This window comes from Phenylobacterium sp. T106 (genome assembly GCF_057219735.1).
The window spans coordinates 225,901-242,407 of record NZ_JBXVWA010000004.1; the positions used below are offsets into that span (position 1 = coordinate 225,901).

Annotated in this window: 18 protein-coding genes; 8 read left to right on the forward strand and 10 right to left on the reverse strand. The window is 71.3% G+C overall.

Annotated elements, in window-relative coordinates:
* The first annotated feature begins 139 nt into the window (after nt 1-139).
* Nucleotides 140-805, forward strand: coding sequence for a PEPxxWA-CTERM sorting domain-containing protein (locus tag AC2D8W_RS11400; protein WP_484671635.1), 666 nt, complete (start codon nt 140-142; stop codon nt 803-805).
* Nucleotides 806-976: 171 nt separating this feature from the next.
* The gene (gene dnaN / locus AC2D8W_RS11405; RefSeq protein ID WP_293485305.1) at nt 977-2,095 is read left to right on the forward strand and encodes a DNA polymerase III subunit beta; all 1,119 of its coding nucleotides are present in this window, start codon (nt 977-979) and stop codon (nt 2,093-2,095) included.
* Nucleotides 2,096-2,625: 530 nt separating this feature from the next.
* On the opposite strand, the gene AC2D8W_RS11410 is transcribed toward dnaN, so the two are convergent.
* A complete protein-coding gene (locus AC2D8W_RS11410) occupies nt 2,626-3,123 on the reverse strand; it encodes a hypothetical protein (protein ID WP_484671636.1) in 498 nt (165 codons plus the stop codon).
* Nucleotides 3,124-3,184: 61 nt separating this feature from the next.
* Nucleotides 3,185-3,487 (reverse strand): zinc-finger domain-containing protein, encoded by a 303-nt coding sequence (locus AC2D8W_RS11415; protein ID WP_484671637.1) that lies wholly within the window; start codon nt 3,485-3,487, stop codon nt 3,185-3,187.
* A 92-nt stretch (nt 3,488-3,579) separates the two neighbouring features.
* Between AC2D8W_RS11415 and AC2D8W_RS11420 the strand changes: the two genes are divergently transcribed.
* On the forward strand, nt 3,580-4,530 hold the full coding sequence (locus AC2D8W_RS11420; protein ID WP_484671638.1) for an ABC transporter ATP-binding protein: 951 nt from the start codon (nt 3,580-3,582) through the stop codon (nt 4,528-4,530).
* Here the strand turns inward: AC2D8W_RS11420 and AC2D8W_RS11425 are convergent.
* From AC2D8W_RS11425 to AC2D8W_RS11450, 6 genes are all read right to left on the reverse strand, one after another.
* Nucleotides 4,527-5,357, reverse strand: a complete 831-nt coding sequence (locus AC2D8W_RS11425) for a S1 family peptidase (protein ID WP_293479608.1) — start codon at nt 5,355-5,357, stop codon at nt 4,527-4,529. The two genes, AC2D8W_RS11420 and AC2D8W_RS11425, sit on opposite strands and share 4 nt — an antisense overlap.
* Before the next feature lies 1 nt (nt 5,358).
* Nucleotides 5,359-5,778: a DUF350 domain-containing protein gene (locus tag AC2D8W_RS11430; RefSeq protein ID WP_484671639.1), complete on the reverse strand. Its 420-nt coding sequence runs from the start codon at nt 5,776-5,778 to the stop codon at nt 5,359-5,361.
* 333 nt (nt 5,779-6,111) lie between these two features.
* Nucleotides 6,112-7,320, reverse strand: a complete 1,209-nt coding sequence (locus AC2D8W_RS11435) for a CaiB/BaiF CoA transferase family protein (RefSeq protein WP_484671640.1) — start codon at nt 7,318-7,320, stop codon at nt 6,112-6,114.
* Between the two features lie 463 nt (nt 7,321-7,783).
* Nucleotides 7,784-8,152: a DUF2200 domain-containing protein gene (locus tag AC2D8W_RS11440; protein WP_484671641.1), complete on the reverse strand. Its 369-nt coding sequence runs from the start codon at nt 8,150-8,152 to the stop codon at nt 7,784-7,786.
* Nucleotides 8,153-8,305: 153 nt separating this feature from the next.
* A complete protein-coding gene (locus AC2D8W_RS11445; protein ID WP_484671642.1) occupies nt 8,306-9,295 on the reverse strand; it encodes a TerC family protein in 990 nt (329 codons plus the stop codon).
* A gap of 57 nt (nt 9,296-9,352) precedes the next feature.
* On the reverse strand, nt 9,353-9,550 hold the full coding sequence (locus tag AC2D8W_RS11450; protein WP_484671643.1) for a YdcH family protein: 198 nt from the start codon (nt 9,548-9,550) through the stop codon (nt 9,353-9,355).
* A gap of 277 nt (nt 9,551-9,827) precedes the next feature.
* Between AC2D8W_RS11450 and AC2D8W_RS11455 the strand changes: the two genes are divergently transcribed.
* The 5 genes from AC2D8W_RS11455 to AC2D8W_RS11475 all read left to right on the forward strand — a co-directional run bounded on the left by AC2D8W_RS11455 (nt 9,828) and on the right by AC2D8W_RS11475 (nt 14,002).
* The gene (locus tag AC2D8W_RS11455) at nt 9,828-10,061 is read left to right on the forward strand and encodes a hypothetical protein (protein ID WP_484671644.1); all 234 of its coding nucleotides are present in this window, start codon (nt 9,828-9,830) and stop codon (nt 10,059-10,061) included.
* A 68-nt stretch (nt 10,062-10,129) separates the two neighbouring features.
* Nucleotides 10,130-10,816, forward strand: coding sequence for a fumarylacetoacetate hydrolase family protein (locus tag AC2D8W_RS11460; RefSeq protein WP_484671645.1), 687 nt, complete (start codon nt 10,130-10,132; stop codon nt 10,814-10,816).
* On the forward strand, nt 10,813-11,460 hold the full coding sequence (gene maiA, locus AC2D8W_RS11465; protein WP_484671646.1) for a maleylacetoacetate isomerase: 648 nt from the start codon (nt 10,813-10,815) through the stop codon (nt 11,458-11,460). The genes AC2D8W_RS11460 and maiA overlap by 4 nt, the downstream gene beginning before the upstream one ends.
* Complete coding sequence (locus AC2D8W_RS11470; protein WP_293480309.1) at nt 11,460-12,086, forward strand: carbonic anhydrase; 627 nt, start codon at nt 11,460-11,462, stop codon at nt 12,084-12,086. Before maiA ends, AC2D8W_RS11470 begins: the two co-directional genes overlap by 1 nt.
* 110 nt (nt 12,087-12,196) lie before the next feature.
* Nucleotides 12,197-14,002, forward strand: coding sequence for a M2 family metallopeptidase (locus AC2D8W_RS11475; RefSeq protein WP_484671647.1), 1,806 nt, complete (start codon nt 12,197-12,199; stop codon nt 14,000-14,002).
* Between the two features lie 9 nt (nt 14,003-14,011).
* On the opposite strand, the gene AC2D8W_RS11480 is transcribed toward AC2D8W_RS11475, so the two are convergent.
* Together AC2D8W_RS11480 and AC2D8W_RS11485 are read right to left on the reverse strand one after the other, a co-directional pair.
* Nucleotides 14,012-14,641: a LuxR C-terminal-related transcriptional regulator gene (locus AC2D8W_RS11480; RefSeq protein WP_484671648.1), complete on the reverse strand. Its 630-nt coding sequence runs from the start codon at nt 14,639-14,641 to the stop codon at nt 14,012-14,014.
* Nucleotides 14,641-16,320, reverse strand: coding sequence for a sensor histidine kinase (locus AC2D8W_RS11485; protein WP_484671649.1), 1,680 nt, complete (start codon nt 16,318-16,320; stop codon nt 14,641-14,643). The genes AC2D8W_RS11480 and AC2D8W_RS11485 overlap by 1 nt, the downstream gene beginning before the upstream one ends.
* Nucleotides 16,321-16,507 lie beyond the last annotated feature (187 nt).

Below are 16,507 nucleotides of genomic sequence, written 5' to 3' on the forward strand. Positions count from 1 at the left end.
GCTCCCGCATTTCCGGCTGCGCGGCGACCGCGAGCGTGTTTTCCCCCGAGAGGCGACATCCGTTGACGGTCTGCGTCCGAAGGCGTGAGGGTTCGTCTTCGGCTGGCAGGACACACCGGCCTATTCAGGGAGGTGTTCAATGAAGCGTCTTATCGGCGGGATCGCCGCCATAGCTCTCAGCGCAGCCGCAGGCTCGGCTGGCGCGGCCACGTTCTCCTACAGCACGGATTTCGGCGCCGGCGTCGGTTCCGAGTGGGCCATCTCGGCTGACTCCAATTCCGGCGCCGCGGGCATTCTCGGCGAGCTGTCCAGCAACGGCGCTGCGTCGGCCACGCTCACCCAGAACTCCGTCGGCGCCTCGACGTCGGCCAACAACGGGACCCTGACGTTCGACCTGCTCGGGTTCCGCACCCTCGACGGGTTCAACTGCTGCACCGACACCCTGAACCTCGTCATCAACGGCGCGACGGTGTTCACCGGGACCTTCAATTTGGGCGGCAGCGGCGGCGAGGGCTTCTCCGGCCCTGCCGGGACGACGGTGACCGGCTCGGGGCAGACCCGCACCATCACCGTGCCGTTCACCGCGGTGCTGGGCGCCAACACGTTCCAGTTCCTCTATCCCAACCTTCAGGGCTTCGGCGACGAGGCGTTCGGCCTGGACAACGTCTCCTTCTCCGCGCAGGTGAACGAGCCTGTGGTCGGTCCCGGTATCCCGGAGCCCGGAACCTGGGCGCTGATGATCCTTGGCTTTGGTGGGGTCGGGACCATGATCCGCGGCCGTCGCCACGCCCTCCGCCTGGCCTGAGTCTTCCAGATATCCACAACCTCGACGCCCCGTCCCCGCGGCGGGGCGTCCTGCTGTCTGGCCGGGCCTTTCGCAAGGCGACGAAATCGCTAATGTCGCTAGTCCCTCGAACCGGGGGCGCGCGCAGACGCGGGTGATTCGTACGCGCGCGTAAGGCGAGCCGGGACCGATATGAAGCTGACGATCGAACGCGCCGCGCTGCTTCGCGCGCTGGGCCACGTGCAGAGCGCCGTGGAGCGCCGCAACACCATTCCGATCCTGTCCAACGTGCTGCTGGCGGCCGACCGCGACCGGCTGACCTTCTCGGCGACGGACCTGGACCTCGAGATCATCGACGAGGCGCTGGCCCAGGTGGACCAGCCCGGCCAGATCACCGCCCCCGCCCACACCCTCTACGAGATCGTCCGCAAGCTGCCCGAGGGCGCCGACGTCTCGCTGTCGTTCACGGGCGAGGATCCGCGGCTCACCGTGGCCGCCGGCCGCAGCCGCTTCAACCTGCCGGTCCTGCCCGCGGGCGACTTCCCGGTGATGAGCGCCGAGGGCTTCTCGGGGTCCATGACCATCGACGTCGGCGACCTCATCCGGCTGATCGACAAGACCCGCTTCGCCATCTCCGCCGAGGAGACGCGCTACTACCTGAACGGCCTCTACGTGCACGCGGTGAACGTCGACGGCGCGCCGCGCCTGCGCGCCGTGGCCACCGACGGCTCGCGTCTCGCCCTGGCCGACATGCCCGCGCCCGAGGGCGCCGCGGGCGCGCCGGGCGTCATCGTGCCCCGCAAGACCATCGGCGAACTCCGCCGCCTGATCGACGACGCCGGCGAGACGGTGACCCTGCAGATCAGCCCGCAGAAGGTGCGCCTGGAGATGAACGGCGCCGCGCTGACCTCCAAAGTCATCGACGGCAACTTCCCCGACTACGCCCGCGTGATCCCCAAGGACAACAACCGCACCGTCCTCGTGGACGCCAAGCTGTTCGCCCAGGCGGTCGACCGCGTCGCCACCATCTCGGCCGAGAAGAGCCGCTCGGTGCGCATGGCCATCGACGCCGGCCGCGTCGTCCTCACCGTCCGCAACATGGAGGCCGGCCAGGCCGTCGAGGAGCTCGAAGTCGACTACGACGGCGAGCCCTTCGAACTGTCGTTCAACGCCCGCTACCTGCTGGACATCACCGACCAGATCTCGGGCGAGACCGCCGAATTCCGCTTCGGCGGCCCGAACGACCCGGCCCTGGTCCTCGACCCCGCCGACGCCGACGTCCAGTACATCCTGATGCCGCTGCGGGTGTAACCTTCGTTTCCCGAAGCCCCCGTCTCCGCGCTCAAGACGCGCGCCCCTGCCGGCCGCCTGCCCTTCCCACCACCCGCTCTTCGGCGGGCGGTCCCCCCTTCCCGCTCGCGGGAAGGGAAGGTGAAACCCGCGCCCCCTTCCTTTCCCGCTTGCGGGAAAGGGGGACCGCTCGCCGAGCCCGCAGGGCGTAGAGCGAGGGGTGGAAAGGGTAAGCCCCAGTCCCCGCGTTCGAGACGTCCCCTGTCCGCCCCCTGCCCTTCCCACCACTCGCTCTTCGCTCCGCTCGGCGGGCGGTCCCCCCTTCCCGCGTGAGGGAAGGGAAGGTGAAACCCGCGCCCCCCTTCCTTTCCCGCCTGCGGGAAAGGGGGACCGCTCGCCGAGCCCGAAGGGCGTAGAGCGAGGGGTGGAAAGGGTAAGCCCCAGTCCCCGCGTTCGAGACATCCCCTGCCCGCCGTCTGCCCTTCCCACCACCCGCTCTTCGCTCCGCTCGGCGGGCGGTCCCCCCTTCCCGCGAGCGGGAAGGGAAGGGTTCAGCGGGCGCGGCGGTAGGTGAAGTCGAAGCTGGGCGTCCAGGTGCGGCCGTCGTCAACCGACTGCTCGCCCGCCTGCCGCACCGTGCCGTCCGCGTTCGGCGTGTAGGTCATCCGCACCAGCGGGCCGCCCCAGCGGCCGGTCAGCACCATCTGCCGCCCGGTCCAGCCGCCCGTGAAGTCGGCCCGCGTCCCGGCCGAGTCGATCCAGGTCTGCCTCCAGGCCTTCTCGCCGGGCACCCAGATGTTGAGGCTGCCGCCGGTCTGGCCCGACCTGGGCATCCAGTTCTCGCGGACGCCGCAGCCATTGTAGAGGCTCTCGATCAGGCTGCGGGCCACGACCTGGTCCTGGCCGGTCCGGACGACGTCCCACTCGCCCACCCAGAAGTCGAACTGCCGGTGTTCCGGCGCGGCGCAGGCGGGCTTCGCGGGCCCAGGCGCCTGCGCCGAGGCCGCCGCCGGAAGCGTCAGGGCCAGGACGAGGACGAGCGCGCGCATGTCATCCACGCTCCCGTCAGACATCGCCCGCCGCAACGCGGCTGCGGCGAACGGTCGGGTTTCAGTGGCCGTGCGGGCCTTCGTAGACGCCGGGGGCCAGCCGCTCGTCCTCGGCGCCCTCGCCGGCCGAGGCCGCCAGCACGAAGCGCCGGTCGCAGTAGGGACATTCGACGAAGGTCGCCTCGCCCATCTCGAGCCACACGCGCGGGTGGCCCAGGGCGCCGCCCACGCCGTCGCAGGCGATGCGGCCGCTGCGCACGGTGATCACCTCCGGCGCGGGCAGGTCGGGCGTCAGCGCGGGCTTCGCCGGCATGGGCTCGGCGGCGGGCGGCTGGGCGGTGGTGGACGCGGCTTTGCGGGCCATGCAGCAGGTACCTCGGCGCCGCGCGTCTTGGCTCACGCGCGCGGCGCGCCTAGGTATGCGAGCGCACCTTCGCGCGTCAACGACGGACCCCCATGGACCTCCCCGAATACGCCATCGAGGCCAGGGGCCTGACCAAGACCTACGCCGCCACCAAGACCACGCCCGAAATGCAGGCGCTGAGGGGCATCGACCTCGCCATCCCGCGCGGCTCCATCTTCGGGCTGCTGGGACCCAACGGCGCGGGCAAGTCCACCTTCATCAACATCCTGGCCGGCCTCTGCCGCAAGACCACCGGCACGGTCGCGATCTGGGGCCGCGACATCGACCGCCAGCCGCGCGACGCCCGGGCCGCGATCGGGGTGGTGCCGCAGGAGATCGCCGCCGACCCCTTCTTCACGCCCAAGGAGGCGCTGGAAGTCGCCGCCGGCATGTACGCCGTGCCCAAGTCCGAGCGGCGGTCGGACGAACTGCTGGCCGCGCTGGGGCTCGCCGACAAGGCCAAGGCCTACGTCCGCCAGCTCTCGGGCGGGATGAAGCGCCGCCTGATGGTCGCCAAGGCCATGGTCCACAACCCGCCGGTGCTGATCCTCGACGAGCCGACGGCCGGCGTCGACGTGGAGCTCCGCCGCCAGCTCTGGAACTATGTGCTCGAGCTGAACCGCAAGGGCGTGACCATCGTCCTCACCACCCACTACCTCGAAGAGGCGCAGGAACTCTGCGACCAGATCGCGATCATCAACCGCGGGCTGGTGGTGGCCTGCGAGCCCACCACCACCCTGCTGCGCCGGATGGACACCCGCCACGTCCTGGTGACGCCGGAGGAGCCGGTGGAGGCCGCGCCCGACCTGCCGGGCTTCGAGACCCGGCTGATCAAGGCCGGCGGTTTCTCGGTCAGCTACCGCACCGGACAGTCCAGCGTGGAGCAGGTGCTCGCCGCCATCCGCGCCGCGGGCCTGCACATCAAGGACATCTCCACCGAGGACCCGGACCTCGAGGACGTCTTCGTCGCCCTCACCTCGGCCGACGCGCCCGCGCACGTCTAGTTTTCCAGGCAGACCACCTGCGCCACCTGCAGCTCGCGGCGCAGATCGTCGGCCACGTAGAAGTAGTTCTGCGGCGTGATCACCTCGCTGGCCGCGCTGGCGTCGGCGCGGCGCCCGGCGGTGGTGAGCGTGGCGCTGACGATCTCGGGCGCGGTGGTGTAGATGCGCCCGCGCCGCGGGCTCTCGGCGATCGTGACCCCCAGCACGCGGCCCTGCGCATCCAGCGCCGGCGCGCCGGACAGGCCGCCCAGGGTGCCGTTCAGGCCCTCGGTCCGCCCCGTCTCGGCCCAGACCAGCACCGGCTCGGTGCGCGCGCCGTGCCCGCGGACGACCAGGTTCTCCCGGCCCAGCAGGCGCGACGAGGCCTCGCCCGGCTCGCCCTGGGGGAAGCCGGGGTGGAAGGCGCGCTGGCCGCGGCGCAGGGGCTCGGACAGCGCCAGCGGCAGGGGCGCCGCGCCGCCCTCGGTGTAGAGCAGCGCCGCCTCGCCCTTGGGATCGATGCGCACGGTCACGGCGACGCCCGTGCCCGGCCCCACCACCAGGGCCACGCGGCGGCAGCCGTCGACCACGTGTCGCGCGGTCAGCCACACGCCCGAGCGGGCGATGGAGAAGGCGGTGCCCGCCGCGGGGCCGGGCCGATCGGGCACGTCCACCACGATCGCCGGGTCGAAGGGCGAGGCGGGCCCCAGGGCCTCGCCCAGCGGATCGGCGCTCTTGGGCGGCGGCGGCGGCGCGTCGGTGCGTTCGTTGCGGCCCAGCGCAGCCGCCAGCACCACCACGATGATCGCGGCGTAGACCACCCAGTCCGGCAGCCGCGGGAACTTCATGCTACGAGCGCGCGGCCGCCAGGATGATGGCCGTGGCGAGCTTGGCGCCGACGAGCAGGGCCGCCGCCGACACCTCGCCGTCCTGGATCCGACGCGGCAGCCCGCGCAGGATCAGGTCCACCAGCCGGAAGATCAGCAGCTGGACGACCACCGTCACCGCCCCCCACAGGCCGATCTCGATCACGTTGGTCGAGGCCTTCAGCGAGGCCGACAGGGGAATCGCCAGGCCCAGGAGGACGCCGCCCAGCGACAGCGCCGCCGCCGTGTTGCCCTGCCGGATCAGGGTGATCTCCTTGTGCGGCGTCAGCAGCACATAGGCCGCGGCGGCCGCGACCAGGATCGCCATCGTCACCGAGACGTGGAGCAGGAAGACCGGGAAGCCGGCCGCGAAGGCCTGGATCTCGGGCGAAGGTGTGGGCATGCGCACGTCCCTGATTTGCCGGGCGCACCGTTAGCACGGCGGCAGAGCTTTGCAGAACGCGGCCCGCGGCCACGGCGGCCACGCGTCTCGCCGCCGCCGCACGTGCGGAACGCGCTTCAGCCGCCCCTGCGTCGGAACGTCGCGCGGCGGGAGCGCGCTGGGACAACCCGTCACCTCTGCTTTGGGGCGCGCGAGGCCTATCCGTCGCGCCACGAAGGCCCGCGGACGCCGCGGGGGCCGGACCGGCGGCCAAGGGACCTCGCCCGGAAGCAGGCGACCCGGACTTCGGCGATCGGTCCGCGGCAAAGGTCGCGGGCCGGCTCGCGCCCTCGCTCAGATCACGCCGGCGGCGCGCAGTTCGGCCAGCTTCTGCGGCGAGCACGCCGCGCGCGCCGCCAGGACCTCGTCCGTGTGCTGGCCCAGCGCCGGCCCCGGCCAGCGCACCCGGCCCGGCGTCGCCGACAGCTTCGGGAAGGCGTTCTGCATCCGCACCGGCCCGAACACCGGGTGGTCCACGGTGACCACGGCCTCACGCGCGGCGAACTGCGGGTCCTCCAGCATGTCGGGCGCGCGGTAGACGCGGCTGGCCGGCACGCCCTTCTCCTCCAGCAGCGCGAGCAGCGCCGGCAGATCGAACGTCGCCGTCCACGCCGCGATGACGCCGTCGAGCTCGGCCTGGTTCACGCCGCGGCTGGCGTGGTCGACGAACTTCGGATCGGTCTTCAGGTCGGGCCGGCCCATGGCCTCGGTCAGCCGCGCATAGACGTTGTCGCCGTTGCCGCCGATCAGGATCATCTCGCCGTTCCGGCACGGGTAGGCGTTGGACGGCGCGATCCCCGGCAGGATCGAGCCCGAGCGCTCGCGGACGTAGCCCGTGATGTCGTACTCGGTGATCAGGTTCTCCATCACGCCCAGCACGCTCTCGTAGAGCGCCGCGTCGATCACCTGGCCCCTTCCGGACCGCTCGCGGTGATGCAGCGCCATGGTGATCCCCATCACCGCATGCATGGCCGCCAGGCTGTCGCCGATCGAGATGCCGGCGCGGGCGGGCGGACGATCCGGTTCGCCGGTCACGTGCCGCAGGCCGCCCATCGCCTCGCCGATCAGGCCGTAGCCGGCCCGCTGCGAATAGGGGCCGGTCTGCCCGAACCCCGAGATGCGCGCCATGATGAGCCGCGGATTGACGGCCGAAAGCGCCTCGTACGAGAGGCCCCACTTCTCCATGGCGCCCGGCCGGAAGTTCTCGATCACCACGTCTGCCCCGGCGATGAGTTCCTTGGCCAGCGCCTGGCCCTCGGGCTTGCGCAGGTCGAGGCCTACGGACTTCTTGTTGCGCCCGATCACCGGCCACCAGGGCGAGAGGCCCTTCGGCAGGCTGCGGCCCCACTGGCGCATGGGGTCGCCGGTCTTGGGATCCTCGATCTTGATCACCTCGGCGCCGAAGTCGCCCAGGATCTGGCCGCAGAAGGGGCCCGCGATCAGCGTCCCCATTTCGATCACGACGAGGTCGGCCAGGGGGCCGGAAGGCTGCGCGTCTGTCATGGCGCAGCGTTTAGCGGTCCGCCCGCGCCGCCGTGAAGCCCGTTCTGGTTTGCGGCGGCCGCAAACGGAATTGCAGGGCCCCCGGCGCGAGCCGCCCTAGGGTCTCAATCCCTGGTCATCCCGGCGAAGGCCGGGACCCAGATGAAATGGCTCAGATGTGGGCTCCGCAGGCTCGGGAGCCCTTCCCATCACGACCCCGCCCGTGGATCTGGGTCCCGGCCTTCGCCGGGACGGTCGGAGGGTGTTGCCGATATCGAATCGGGCCTGAGCCCTACAGCGCCGCGATCAGCATCGGGCCGAACAGCGGGATCGCCATGACGACGGCGAAACCGAGGGTCATCAGGCTGAGGCCGAGGGTCATGGCGGGCTCCTTTCTTCCGCCGCCAGGGTGGCCGGTCCCGCGTTCCGCCGCACTGCCCGATTTCGCAGACCGGTTCTGCCGAATTCCACGCCGGGCGGCGCCTCAGGCCCCGACCGGGCTTCGCAGGATCTTCGCCATCGCCCGCCCCTTGGCGAGCTCGTCCACGAGCTTGTCCATGTAGCGGATCTCACGCATCAGCGGCTCTTCGATGGCTTCGACCCGGACGCCGCAGACCACGCCCCGGATCTCGGTCCGCGCCGGGTTCATCCGGGGCGCCTGGGCGAAGAAGGCCTCGAGGTCGCAGTTCGACGCGATCTGCGCCTCGAGGCCGGCCTGGCTGTAGCCGGTGAGCCAGCGCAGGATCTCGTCCAGCTCCGCCCTGGCGCGGCCCTTCCGCTCGGCCTTGGCGACGTAGAGCGGATAGATGCTCGCGAAGCTGGCGCGATAGATCCTGTGGCCGGGTGCGGACATGGCCGGACGCTAGAGCGCGTTCCGAAAAGTGGGAACCGGTTTTCGGATCGAGAAGCGCTCAAGGTCTTGATTCAGAGCCTCATTCTCCCGTTCAGACGGTTCCGTCTGAACGGGAGAGGCTCTGCCACGCCCGGCCGCCAGCGCCAGCGCGCCTCACGGCGCGGCGGCCGGCGCCGGCGCATTCGCCCGCGTCTTCCACAGCGACCAGCTGACGCCTGCGGCGAGCAGGGCCGCCGTGACGCCCAGCGACACCGGCGCGGGGAACTTCTCCCAGCCCATCAGCTCGGCGAAGAACACCTTGCCGCCGATGAAGATCAGGAGCGCCGCCAGCGCCTGCTTCAGGTAGGCGAAGCGGGCCACCACCGCCGCCAGCGCGAAGTACAGCGCCCGCAGGCCCAGGATCGCGAAGATGTTGGAGGTGTAGACGATGTAGGGGTCGGTGGTGATCGAGAAGATGGCCGGCACAGAGTCCACCGCGAACACCACGTCGGCCAGTTCGACCATCACCAGCGCCATGAAGAGCGGGGTCGCGAACCACACCAGCCTGCCGCCGGGACCGGGCAGCTTCACGAAGAAGCGGTGCCCGTGGAAGCCCTCGGTCAGGCGGATCCGCCTGGCGAGCCAGCGGTAGACCGGGCTGTCGTGCGGATCCTTGGGGGTCGAGTCCGCCTTGAACATCTTCACGCCCATGACGATCAGGAAGGCGGCGAAGACCCAGAGGACCCACTCGAAGTTTGACACCATGGCCGCGCCGAAGCCGATCATGATCCCGCGCAGCACGATCACGCCCAGCACGCCCCAGAACAGCACCCTGTGCTGGTAGGCCCGCGGCACGGCGAAGGCGGCGAAGATCGTGGCGATGACGAAGACGTTGTCGAGCGCCAGGCTCTTCTCGATCAGGAACCCGGTCACATACTCGAGCCCGGACTGCCGGCCGAGCTCGAACCAGACCCAGCCGCCGAAGGCGAGGCCCAGCGAGAGGTAGCCGGCGGACAGCAGCAGGCTTTCGCGCACGCCGATCTCGTGCTGGTCGCGGTGAAGGACGCCCAGGTCGAGCGCCAGCAGAAGCGTGACCAGCCCCGCGAAGGCCAGCCACATCCAGAGCGGCTGGCCGAGCACGGCCGCCGTGAGAAGTTCGTTCATTGTCTATTCCGGATGAGGAAAGGGGGAGGCGCGGCCGCGCCGCGCCTCCGGGTCGCGTCAGGCGCGGCCCATGCGGGCCGTCACCGGCACGAGACCCGCTTCCGCCATGAACAGCTCGTCCTTCACCTGCAGCTTGCGCCGCTTCAGGTCCTGGATCACCAGCTCGTCGGGATGCAGCCTGCGCCGCTCGTCCCGGATACGCTGCTCCAGCTCCCTGTGCAGGCTGCGAAGACGCCAGATTTTGTAGTGATTCATTGTGCTCCTCCGATTGGAGGCGCGCCCGGGAGCCGGCTGGGCTGCTTAGGGGGGAGAGGCGACCAGACCAGACCCCCAGGCGCACCTGTGCGGTCCGACATCACGATCGACTGCGATCGTCAGAGGGGCCCGGTCCCGCAGCACCTGAGATTGGGAGGCCCCGTCGGCCCCGCAAGGCCTGCGCCGGAAAATTCCCGCGCCGCCGGGCGGCCGGCGCGGCGGGCGCGGATCGCTAAGCCCTCGACCGCGTTTCCGAGGCTCCACCGGGAGCTCCGCCATGCGCACGAATCTCGCCATCGCCGCCCTGATCTTCCCCATGGTCCAGGCGGTGGTCTTCGGCGCGGCCTTCCTGGTCCTCATGGCCTCGCGCGCGCCGGACGCCTTGTTCCCGCCCGTCATCGCCGGGACCTTCGCCGTGGCCGCGCCGATCGCGGTCGCCCTGGCCCCGCGCCTGCGGTCCCGCGCCTGGCGCCGCCGCCAGAAGTATCCCGCGCTGCGGCTCGTGCGCTGACGTTGGCCGCAGCGGCGCCTAACCCTGCGTGGGGTTCACAGACCCGCCGGCCGGGCCTAGATGCGCGCATGGCCGATTTCGTGATCGCCCCGCCGCCGCTCGCCGTGGTCCCCGTCGCGGGCGGCCAAGGCGGCTTCCCGGTGCGGCGGATCCTGTGCGTCGGCCGCAACTACGCCGCCCATGCGCGCGAGATGGGCGCCGACACGCGCGAGCCGCCGTTCTTCTTCACCAAGCCCGCCGACGCGGTGGTCGCGCCCGGCCGCGATCCGGCCTACCCCCCGCGCACGGCCAACCTGCACCACGAGATCGAGCTGGTGGTGGCGATCGGCCGCCCCGGGCGCGACGTCGCCCCGGAAGAGGCTCCGAGCCTGATCTACGGATACGCCGTGGGCGTCGACCTCACGCGCCGGGACCTGCAGAACGCCGCCAAGGACAAGGGCCACCCCTGGGACGCCGGCAAGGCGTTCGACGAGTCCGCGCCGATCTCCGCCATCGCCCCGGCGGGGGCCGCCGCGCCGGCCGGCCGCATCTGGCTCTCGGTGAACGGCGAGGTGAAGCAGGACGGCCGGCTGGCCGACATGATCTGGAACGTCCCCGAGATCGTGGCCGAGGCTTCGAAGCTGTGGGCGCTGGCGCCCGGCGACCTCATCTTCACCGGCACGCCCGAGGGCGTCGGCCCGCTGCGGCCCGGCGACCGCGTCGAAGGCGGGGTCGAGGGCGTGGGAACCATCGGCTTCACGGTGGCCGGCGGATGACCTGGACGCTCCACTCGGCCTGGCGCGCGGGCGCGCCCTATCGCGTGCGGATTGGTCTGCAGCTGAAGGGCGCGGCCTACGACTACGCCCCCGTGGACCTGATCCGCGGCGACCAGCGCCAGCCCGGCTACCGCGCCGTGAACGCGCAGGGGCTGACCCCGGCCCTGGTCCTGGACGACGGAACCGTGCTGGCCCAGAGCCTCGCCATCCTGGAGTGGCTGGAGGAGACGATCCCCGAGCCCGCCATCCTGCCCAGGGCGCCGCTCGACCGCGCCGTGGTGCGGCGGATGGCCGGCATCATCGCCTGCGACATCCACCCCCTGAACAACACCCGCGTCGCCGCCACCCTGCGCAGGCTGGGCGTCCCGGACGAGGTGGTCGTCAGCGACTGGATCCACCGCTGGATCGCCGACGGCTTCGACGCGCTGGAGCCGCTGGTGGCCGCGCACGGCGGCGCCTTCGCCTTCGGCGACAGCCCGACCATCGCCGACTGCTGCCTCGTGCCCCAGCTCTATTCGGCGCGGCGTTTCAGGCTGGACGTCTCGCCGTGGCCCAAGCTCGTCGCCGCCGCCGACCGGGCGGTCGCGCATCCGGCGTTCGTCGCCGCCCATCCCGACAACCAGCCAGACGCGGTGCCTGCCTGATGCCCCGATCCCTCGATGACCTGAAAGCCCGCAACAAGGCCTGGGCCGCCGGCAAGATCGCGGTGGATCCCGGCTTCTTCAAACGGCTGGAGGGCCAGCAGGCGCCCGAGTACCTGTGGATCGGCTGCGCCGACAGCCGCGTGCCGGCCAACGACATCGTGGGCCTCGATCCCGGCGAACTCTTCGTGCATCGCAACGTGGCCAACCTCGCCCCGCCGCAGGACGCCAACTACCTGTCGGTGCTCCAGTTCGCCGTCGACGTGCTGAAGGTGAAGCACATCCTGGTGGTCGGCCACTACGGCTGCGGGGGCGTGGCCGCCGCCGTCGACGGCCAGCGCCGCGGGCTCGTCGACCACTGGCTGCACCCGATCCGCGAGGTGCACCACGAGCACCGGCACGAACTCCAGGCGCTGCCCGACGAGAAGGCCAAGTGGGACCGGCTCGTCGAACTGAACGTGATCCGGCAGGTGCGCAACGTCGCCTCGGACGTCTTCGTGCAGGAGGCGTGGAAGCGGGGCCAGTCGCTGTGCGTCCACGGCTGGGTCTACACGCTGGGCACCGGCATCGTCACCGACCTGAACGTCAGTGTCGCCTGCCCCGAGGACCTCGCCGAGTTCTCGGACTGACGCGGACGGCGCGAGGCCGCCGTCGTCTTGACGCGGGCGGACGGCGGCCATTCTTTTGCCGCCAGCGGCGGGTCTGAGGCCCGCCAAGACGGAAACGCTTGGAAAGACCGATGAAAGCGAAACTCCTGGCCGCGGCCGCCGCGGCCGTCCTGATGTGCGCCGGCCACGCCGCCGCGCAATCCGCCCCCCGACCGGCCCCCGCCGAGGCCAAGGCGTTCATCGAGCGCGCCGAGGCCGAGCTCGCCGCGATGAACGAGTACGCCAACCGCGCCCAGTGGATCCGCGCGAACTTCATCACCGAAGACACCCAGTGGATCGAGGCCAAGGTGGGCGGCGAGCAGAAGGAGCTGTTCACCCGGCTCGCGAAGGAGGCCGCGCGGTTCGACGGGGTCGCCGCCGACGCCGCCACCGCGCGCAAGCTCAAGCTCCTCAAGCTGTTCCTGTCGCTCCCGGCGCCCGACCGCCCGGGCGCGGCCGCGGAGGTGGCGCAGCTCACCACCAAGCTGGATTCCATCTACTCGACCGGCAAGCTCCAGGTCGGCGGCAAGACGCTCACGCTGAACGACGCCGAGGACGTCCTGGCCGAGAGCCGCGACCCGGCGCAGCTCAAGGCCGTCTGGGAAGGCTGGCACGCCGTGGCCACGCCGATGAAGGGCGACTACGCCAAGCTCGCCGGCCTCCTCAACGAGGGCGCCCGCGGCATGGGCTACAAGGACCTCGGCGCCCTCTGGCGCGGCGGCTACGACATGGAGCCCGACGCCTTCGCCGCCGAGGAGGACCGGCTCTGGAAGCAGGTCGAGCCGTTCTACCGCAACCTGCACTGCTACGTGCGCGCCCGGCTCAACGCGAAGTACGGCGACGCCGTCCAGCCGAAGACCGGCCCCATCCGCGCCGACCTGCTGGGCAATATGTGGGCCCAGCAGTGGGGCAACATCTACGACGTGGTGGAGCCGAAGGGCGCGTCCAGCTCGTACAGCCTGGACAAGCTGCTTCCCGAGAAGGGCTACGACGCCGTCCGCATGGTGAAGACCGGCGAGGGCTTCTACACCTCGCTCGGCCTGGCCCCCCTGCCCGAGACCTTCTGGGAGCGCTCGCTGATCACGCGGCCGCGCGACCGCGAGGTGGTCTGCCATGCCTCGGCCTGGAACCTCGACGACCGGAACGACATCCGGATCAAGATGTGCACGAAGGTGAACGCCGAGGACTTCCAGACCGTCCACCACGAGCTGGGCCACAACTACTACCAGCGCGCCTACGCCGATCAGCCGTTCCTGTTCAAGAACGGCGCGAACGAGGGCTTCCACGAGGCCATCGGCGACTTCGTCGCGCTGTCGGCGATCACGCCCACCTACCTGAAGCAGATCGGCGTGCTCGACACCGTCCCCGGCGAGTCCGAGGACATCCCGTTCCTGCTGAAGATGGCGCTCGACAAGATCGCCTTCCTCCCGTTCGGCCTGATGGTCGACAAGTGGCGCTGGCAGGTCTTCGACGGCACGGTGCAGCCCGCGCAGTACAACGACGCCTGGTGGGCGCTGAGGCTGAAGTACCAGGGGATCGCCCCTCCGGGCCCGCGCCCCGCCGACGCCTTCGATCCGGGCGCGAAGTACCACGTGGCGGCCGGGGTGCCCTACGCGCGCTACTTCATGGCCCACATCTACCAGTTCCAGTTCCACCGGGCCGCCTGCGCCCAGGCCGGGTGGAAGGGCCCGCTGCACCGCTGCTCGGTCTATGGCGACAAGGCGGTGGGCGAGAAGTTCGACCGCATGATGCGGCTGGGCCAGAGCCAGCCCTGGCCCGAGACGCTGAAGGTCTTCACCGGCGAGACCCGCTCGGACGCCAGCGCGGTGGCCGACTACTTCAAGCCGCTGGACGCCTGGCTCGTGAAGCAGAACCGGGGCCAGCAGTGCGGCTGGTAGCCTGACGGCTCAGGCCAGCTGGCGCTCCCGCACCAGGAGCGCCAGCTCGGTCCGGGACGAGACGTCGAGCTTCTCGTAGAGATTGTGCAGGTGCATCTTCACCGTGCCCTCGGAGATGCCGAGGTCGCGGGCGATCTCCTTGTTGCGGCGGCCCTGCGCCACGAGGCGGGCGACGTCGCTTTCCCGCGGCGTGAGCTCGGCGGCGCGCGCCTGCCCGCCCGCCGGCGTGGCGACGGCGGCCATGACCTGTTTCATCGCCTCGCGGTCGATCCACTGCTCGCCGTCCAGCACCCGCTCGATGCAGCGCAGCAGCAGCTCGCCCCCCGCGTCCTTCAGCACCAGTCCGTCCACGCGCAGCGTCACCGCCTCCACCAGCGGGCCCTGGTCGATGCCCGCGGTCAGCAGGATCACCCGCGTCGGCCACCCCTCGGCCCGCGCCTGCCGCAGCAGGTCCAGGCCGGACAGCTTCGGCATGTTCACATCGAGGATCGCCAGGTCGGGGCGATGCTCGAGGATCGCCGCGCGGGCCTGCAGGCCGTCGCCGCACAGGGCGGCGACCTGGTACGGGCCGCCCTCGAGCAGGCCAGCCACGCCCTTGAGCATCAGGGGGTGGTCGTCGGCGATCACGACGCTGTGCATCAGGCCATCTCCGCGATCGGAACTTCGATCGTAATGCTTGCGCCCTCGGGGGAGCTCTCGACGGTCAGCCGACCCTGCAGCGCGCGGACGCGCTCCTGCAGCGAACGCGGCCCGACGCCCAGGGCGGCGAGCTCCTCGTCGCTGCGCCGGCCTGCGAAGGCGAAGCCCTGCCCGTCGTCGTCGATCTGGACCGTCAGCCCGCCCTGAACCCCGAGGGTGGTGATGGAGACATGCGCCGCCTGGCCGTGCCGCACGGCGTTCGCCACCGCCTCGCGCACGATCCGTCCGATGTCATAGGCGGTGCGCTCGGTCACCGTCAGGGTCCGGGGGGTCACCTCGGCGGAGACCTGCGTGCTCCAGTGGCGCGACAGCCGCTGGGCCAGGGCACCCAGCTCCTCGTCCAGCCGCACCATGATGGACGCCTCGTCCGGACGCCGCGGACGCATGGCCGAGATGAACCCGCGAAGCTCGCGCTGCTCGTCGCCCAGGGCCACCCGCAGCGTCGCGAGCCGGGCCTGGGCGGCGTCCGGAAGCTGCCCGCTGCGCAGCATCGCCTCGAGCTGGAGGCTGGCGCCCGCCAGGAACTGCAGGACGCCGTCGTGGAGGTCGCGCGCCATGCGCATCCGCTCCTCCGAGGCGGCGCTCTCCCGCCGCACCCGCTGGGCCTGCCAGCGGCCGAGGCCGACCGAGACCTGGGCGCCCACCATGGCGCCGACGGCGAGGTCCTCGCTGGCCTGCTCCTCGTGGTCCAGGACCATGATCCAGCCGGAGATGGGCTCGGCGTGCACCGGGATCACCAGGGCGCGGTCGAACGACGTCGCTCCGGTGACCGTGGGCGACAGGGGCGAAGCGCCCAGCTTCGCGAAGCCGCCCAGGCGGGACGCCGTGCGGCCGGTGTTCCGATCGTAGAGGAAGACCGAGGCGGCCAGCTCGGGATGCACCAGCCACTCGTCCTCCGTCGGCGGCGCCCAGCGCTCGGTGAAGCCGTCGCCGTCGGTCTGCACGGCCCGGACGTACGGTTCGTCGTCCTCGGCCCACAGGAAGACCCCGCGGCGCGCGCGGAACACGTTGAGCGCATGGGCGAGCCCCTCGCGAACGGGAGGGTCGGCGTCGTGCGCCGTGTCGTTCATGGGATCGGAGAGCCGGGCCAGTTCCTCGACGACGCGCTCCTGGTGGCGCGCGAAGGCGGTGAGGAGGCCGATCACCACCGTCACGGTTCCGAGCCGGACCACAGTGGTCAGGGCGGCGCGGTCGCCGTCTCCCAGCGCGCTGAGGGCCGCGGGGAAGAACGCGGCCACGGCGGCGGCGCCCATCACCAGGGCGCCCCGGGAGCCCCATTGCACCGTGGCGCTCAGCACGAGGAAGAGAAGCGGACTGAAGAACGGACTTTCCGCCCCCTTCGTCAGGTAGAGGAGGGCGGTGAAGACGGCGAGGTCCACGCAGGCGGGCGCGTAGGGCGCCACCGTGAGCCAGTGGCTGGCCATCCGGCTCCGCAGCGTGAGCAGCAGCGCGAGGCCGTAGACGAGGTAAAGGCCCAGCAGGAGCCGGACCAGCGCCCCGTGGTCGCCTTCCTCCAGGGCGCCCAGCGTCACCGACACCAGCAGGAAGGCGGCCAGCACCGCGCGACCGGCGGCCACCAGCCGCGCGCCCCGCACCGAATAGAGTTGCGCCCCGCTCACCCGCCAGCCCCTCGCGCATCCGGACCAAGGGACGCATCCACCCAGCATGATCCATCCGCCGGCGCCTGGGCGCCTGATCGAACGATAGGGGTCCGCTCCCGCCTTCACGCCAGATTGTCTGCGCCGGCTCGTCCCAGATAATCGGCCTTAGTGCGAGGCAGCAAACTGTCTCAGTCAGCGCGCCGCG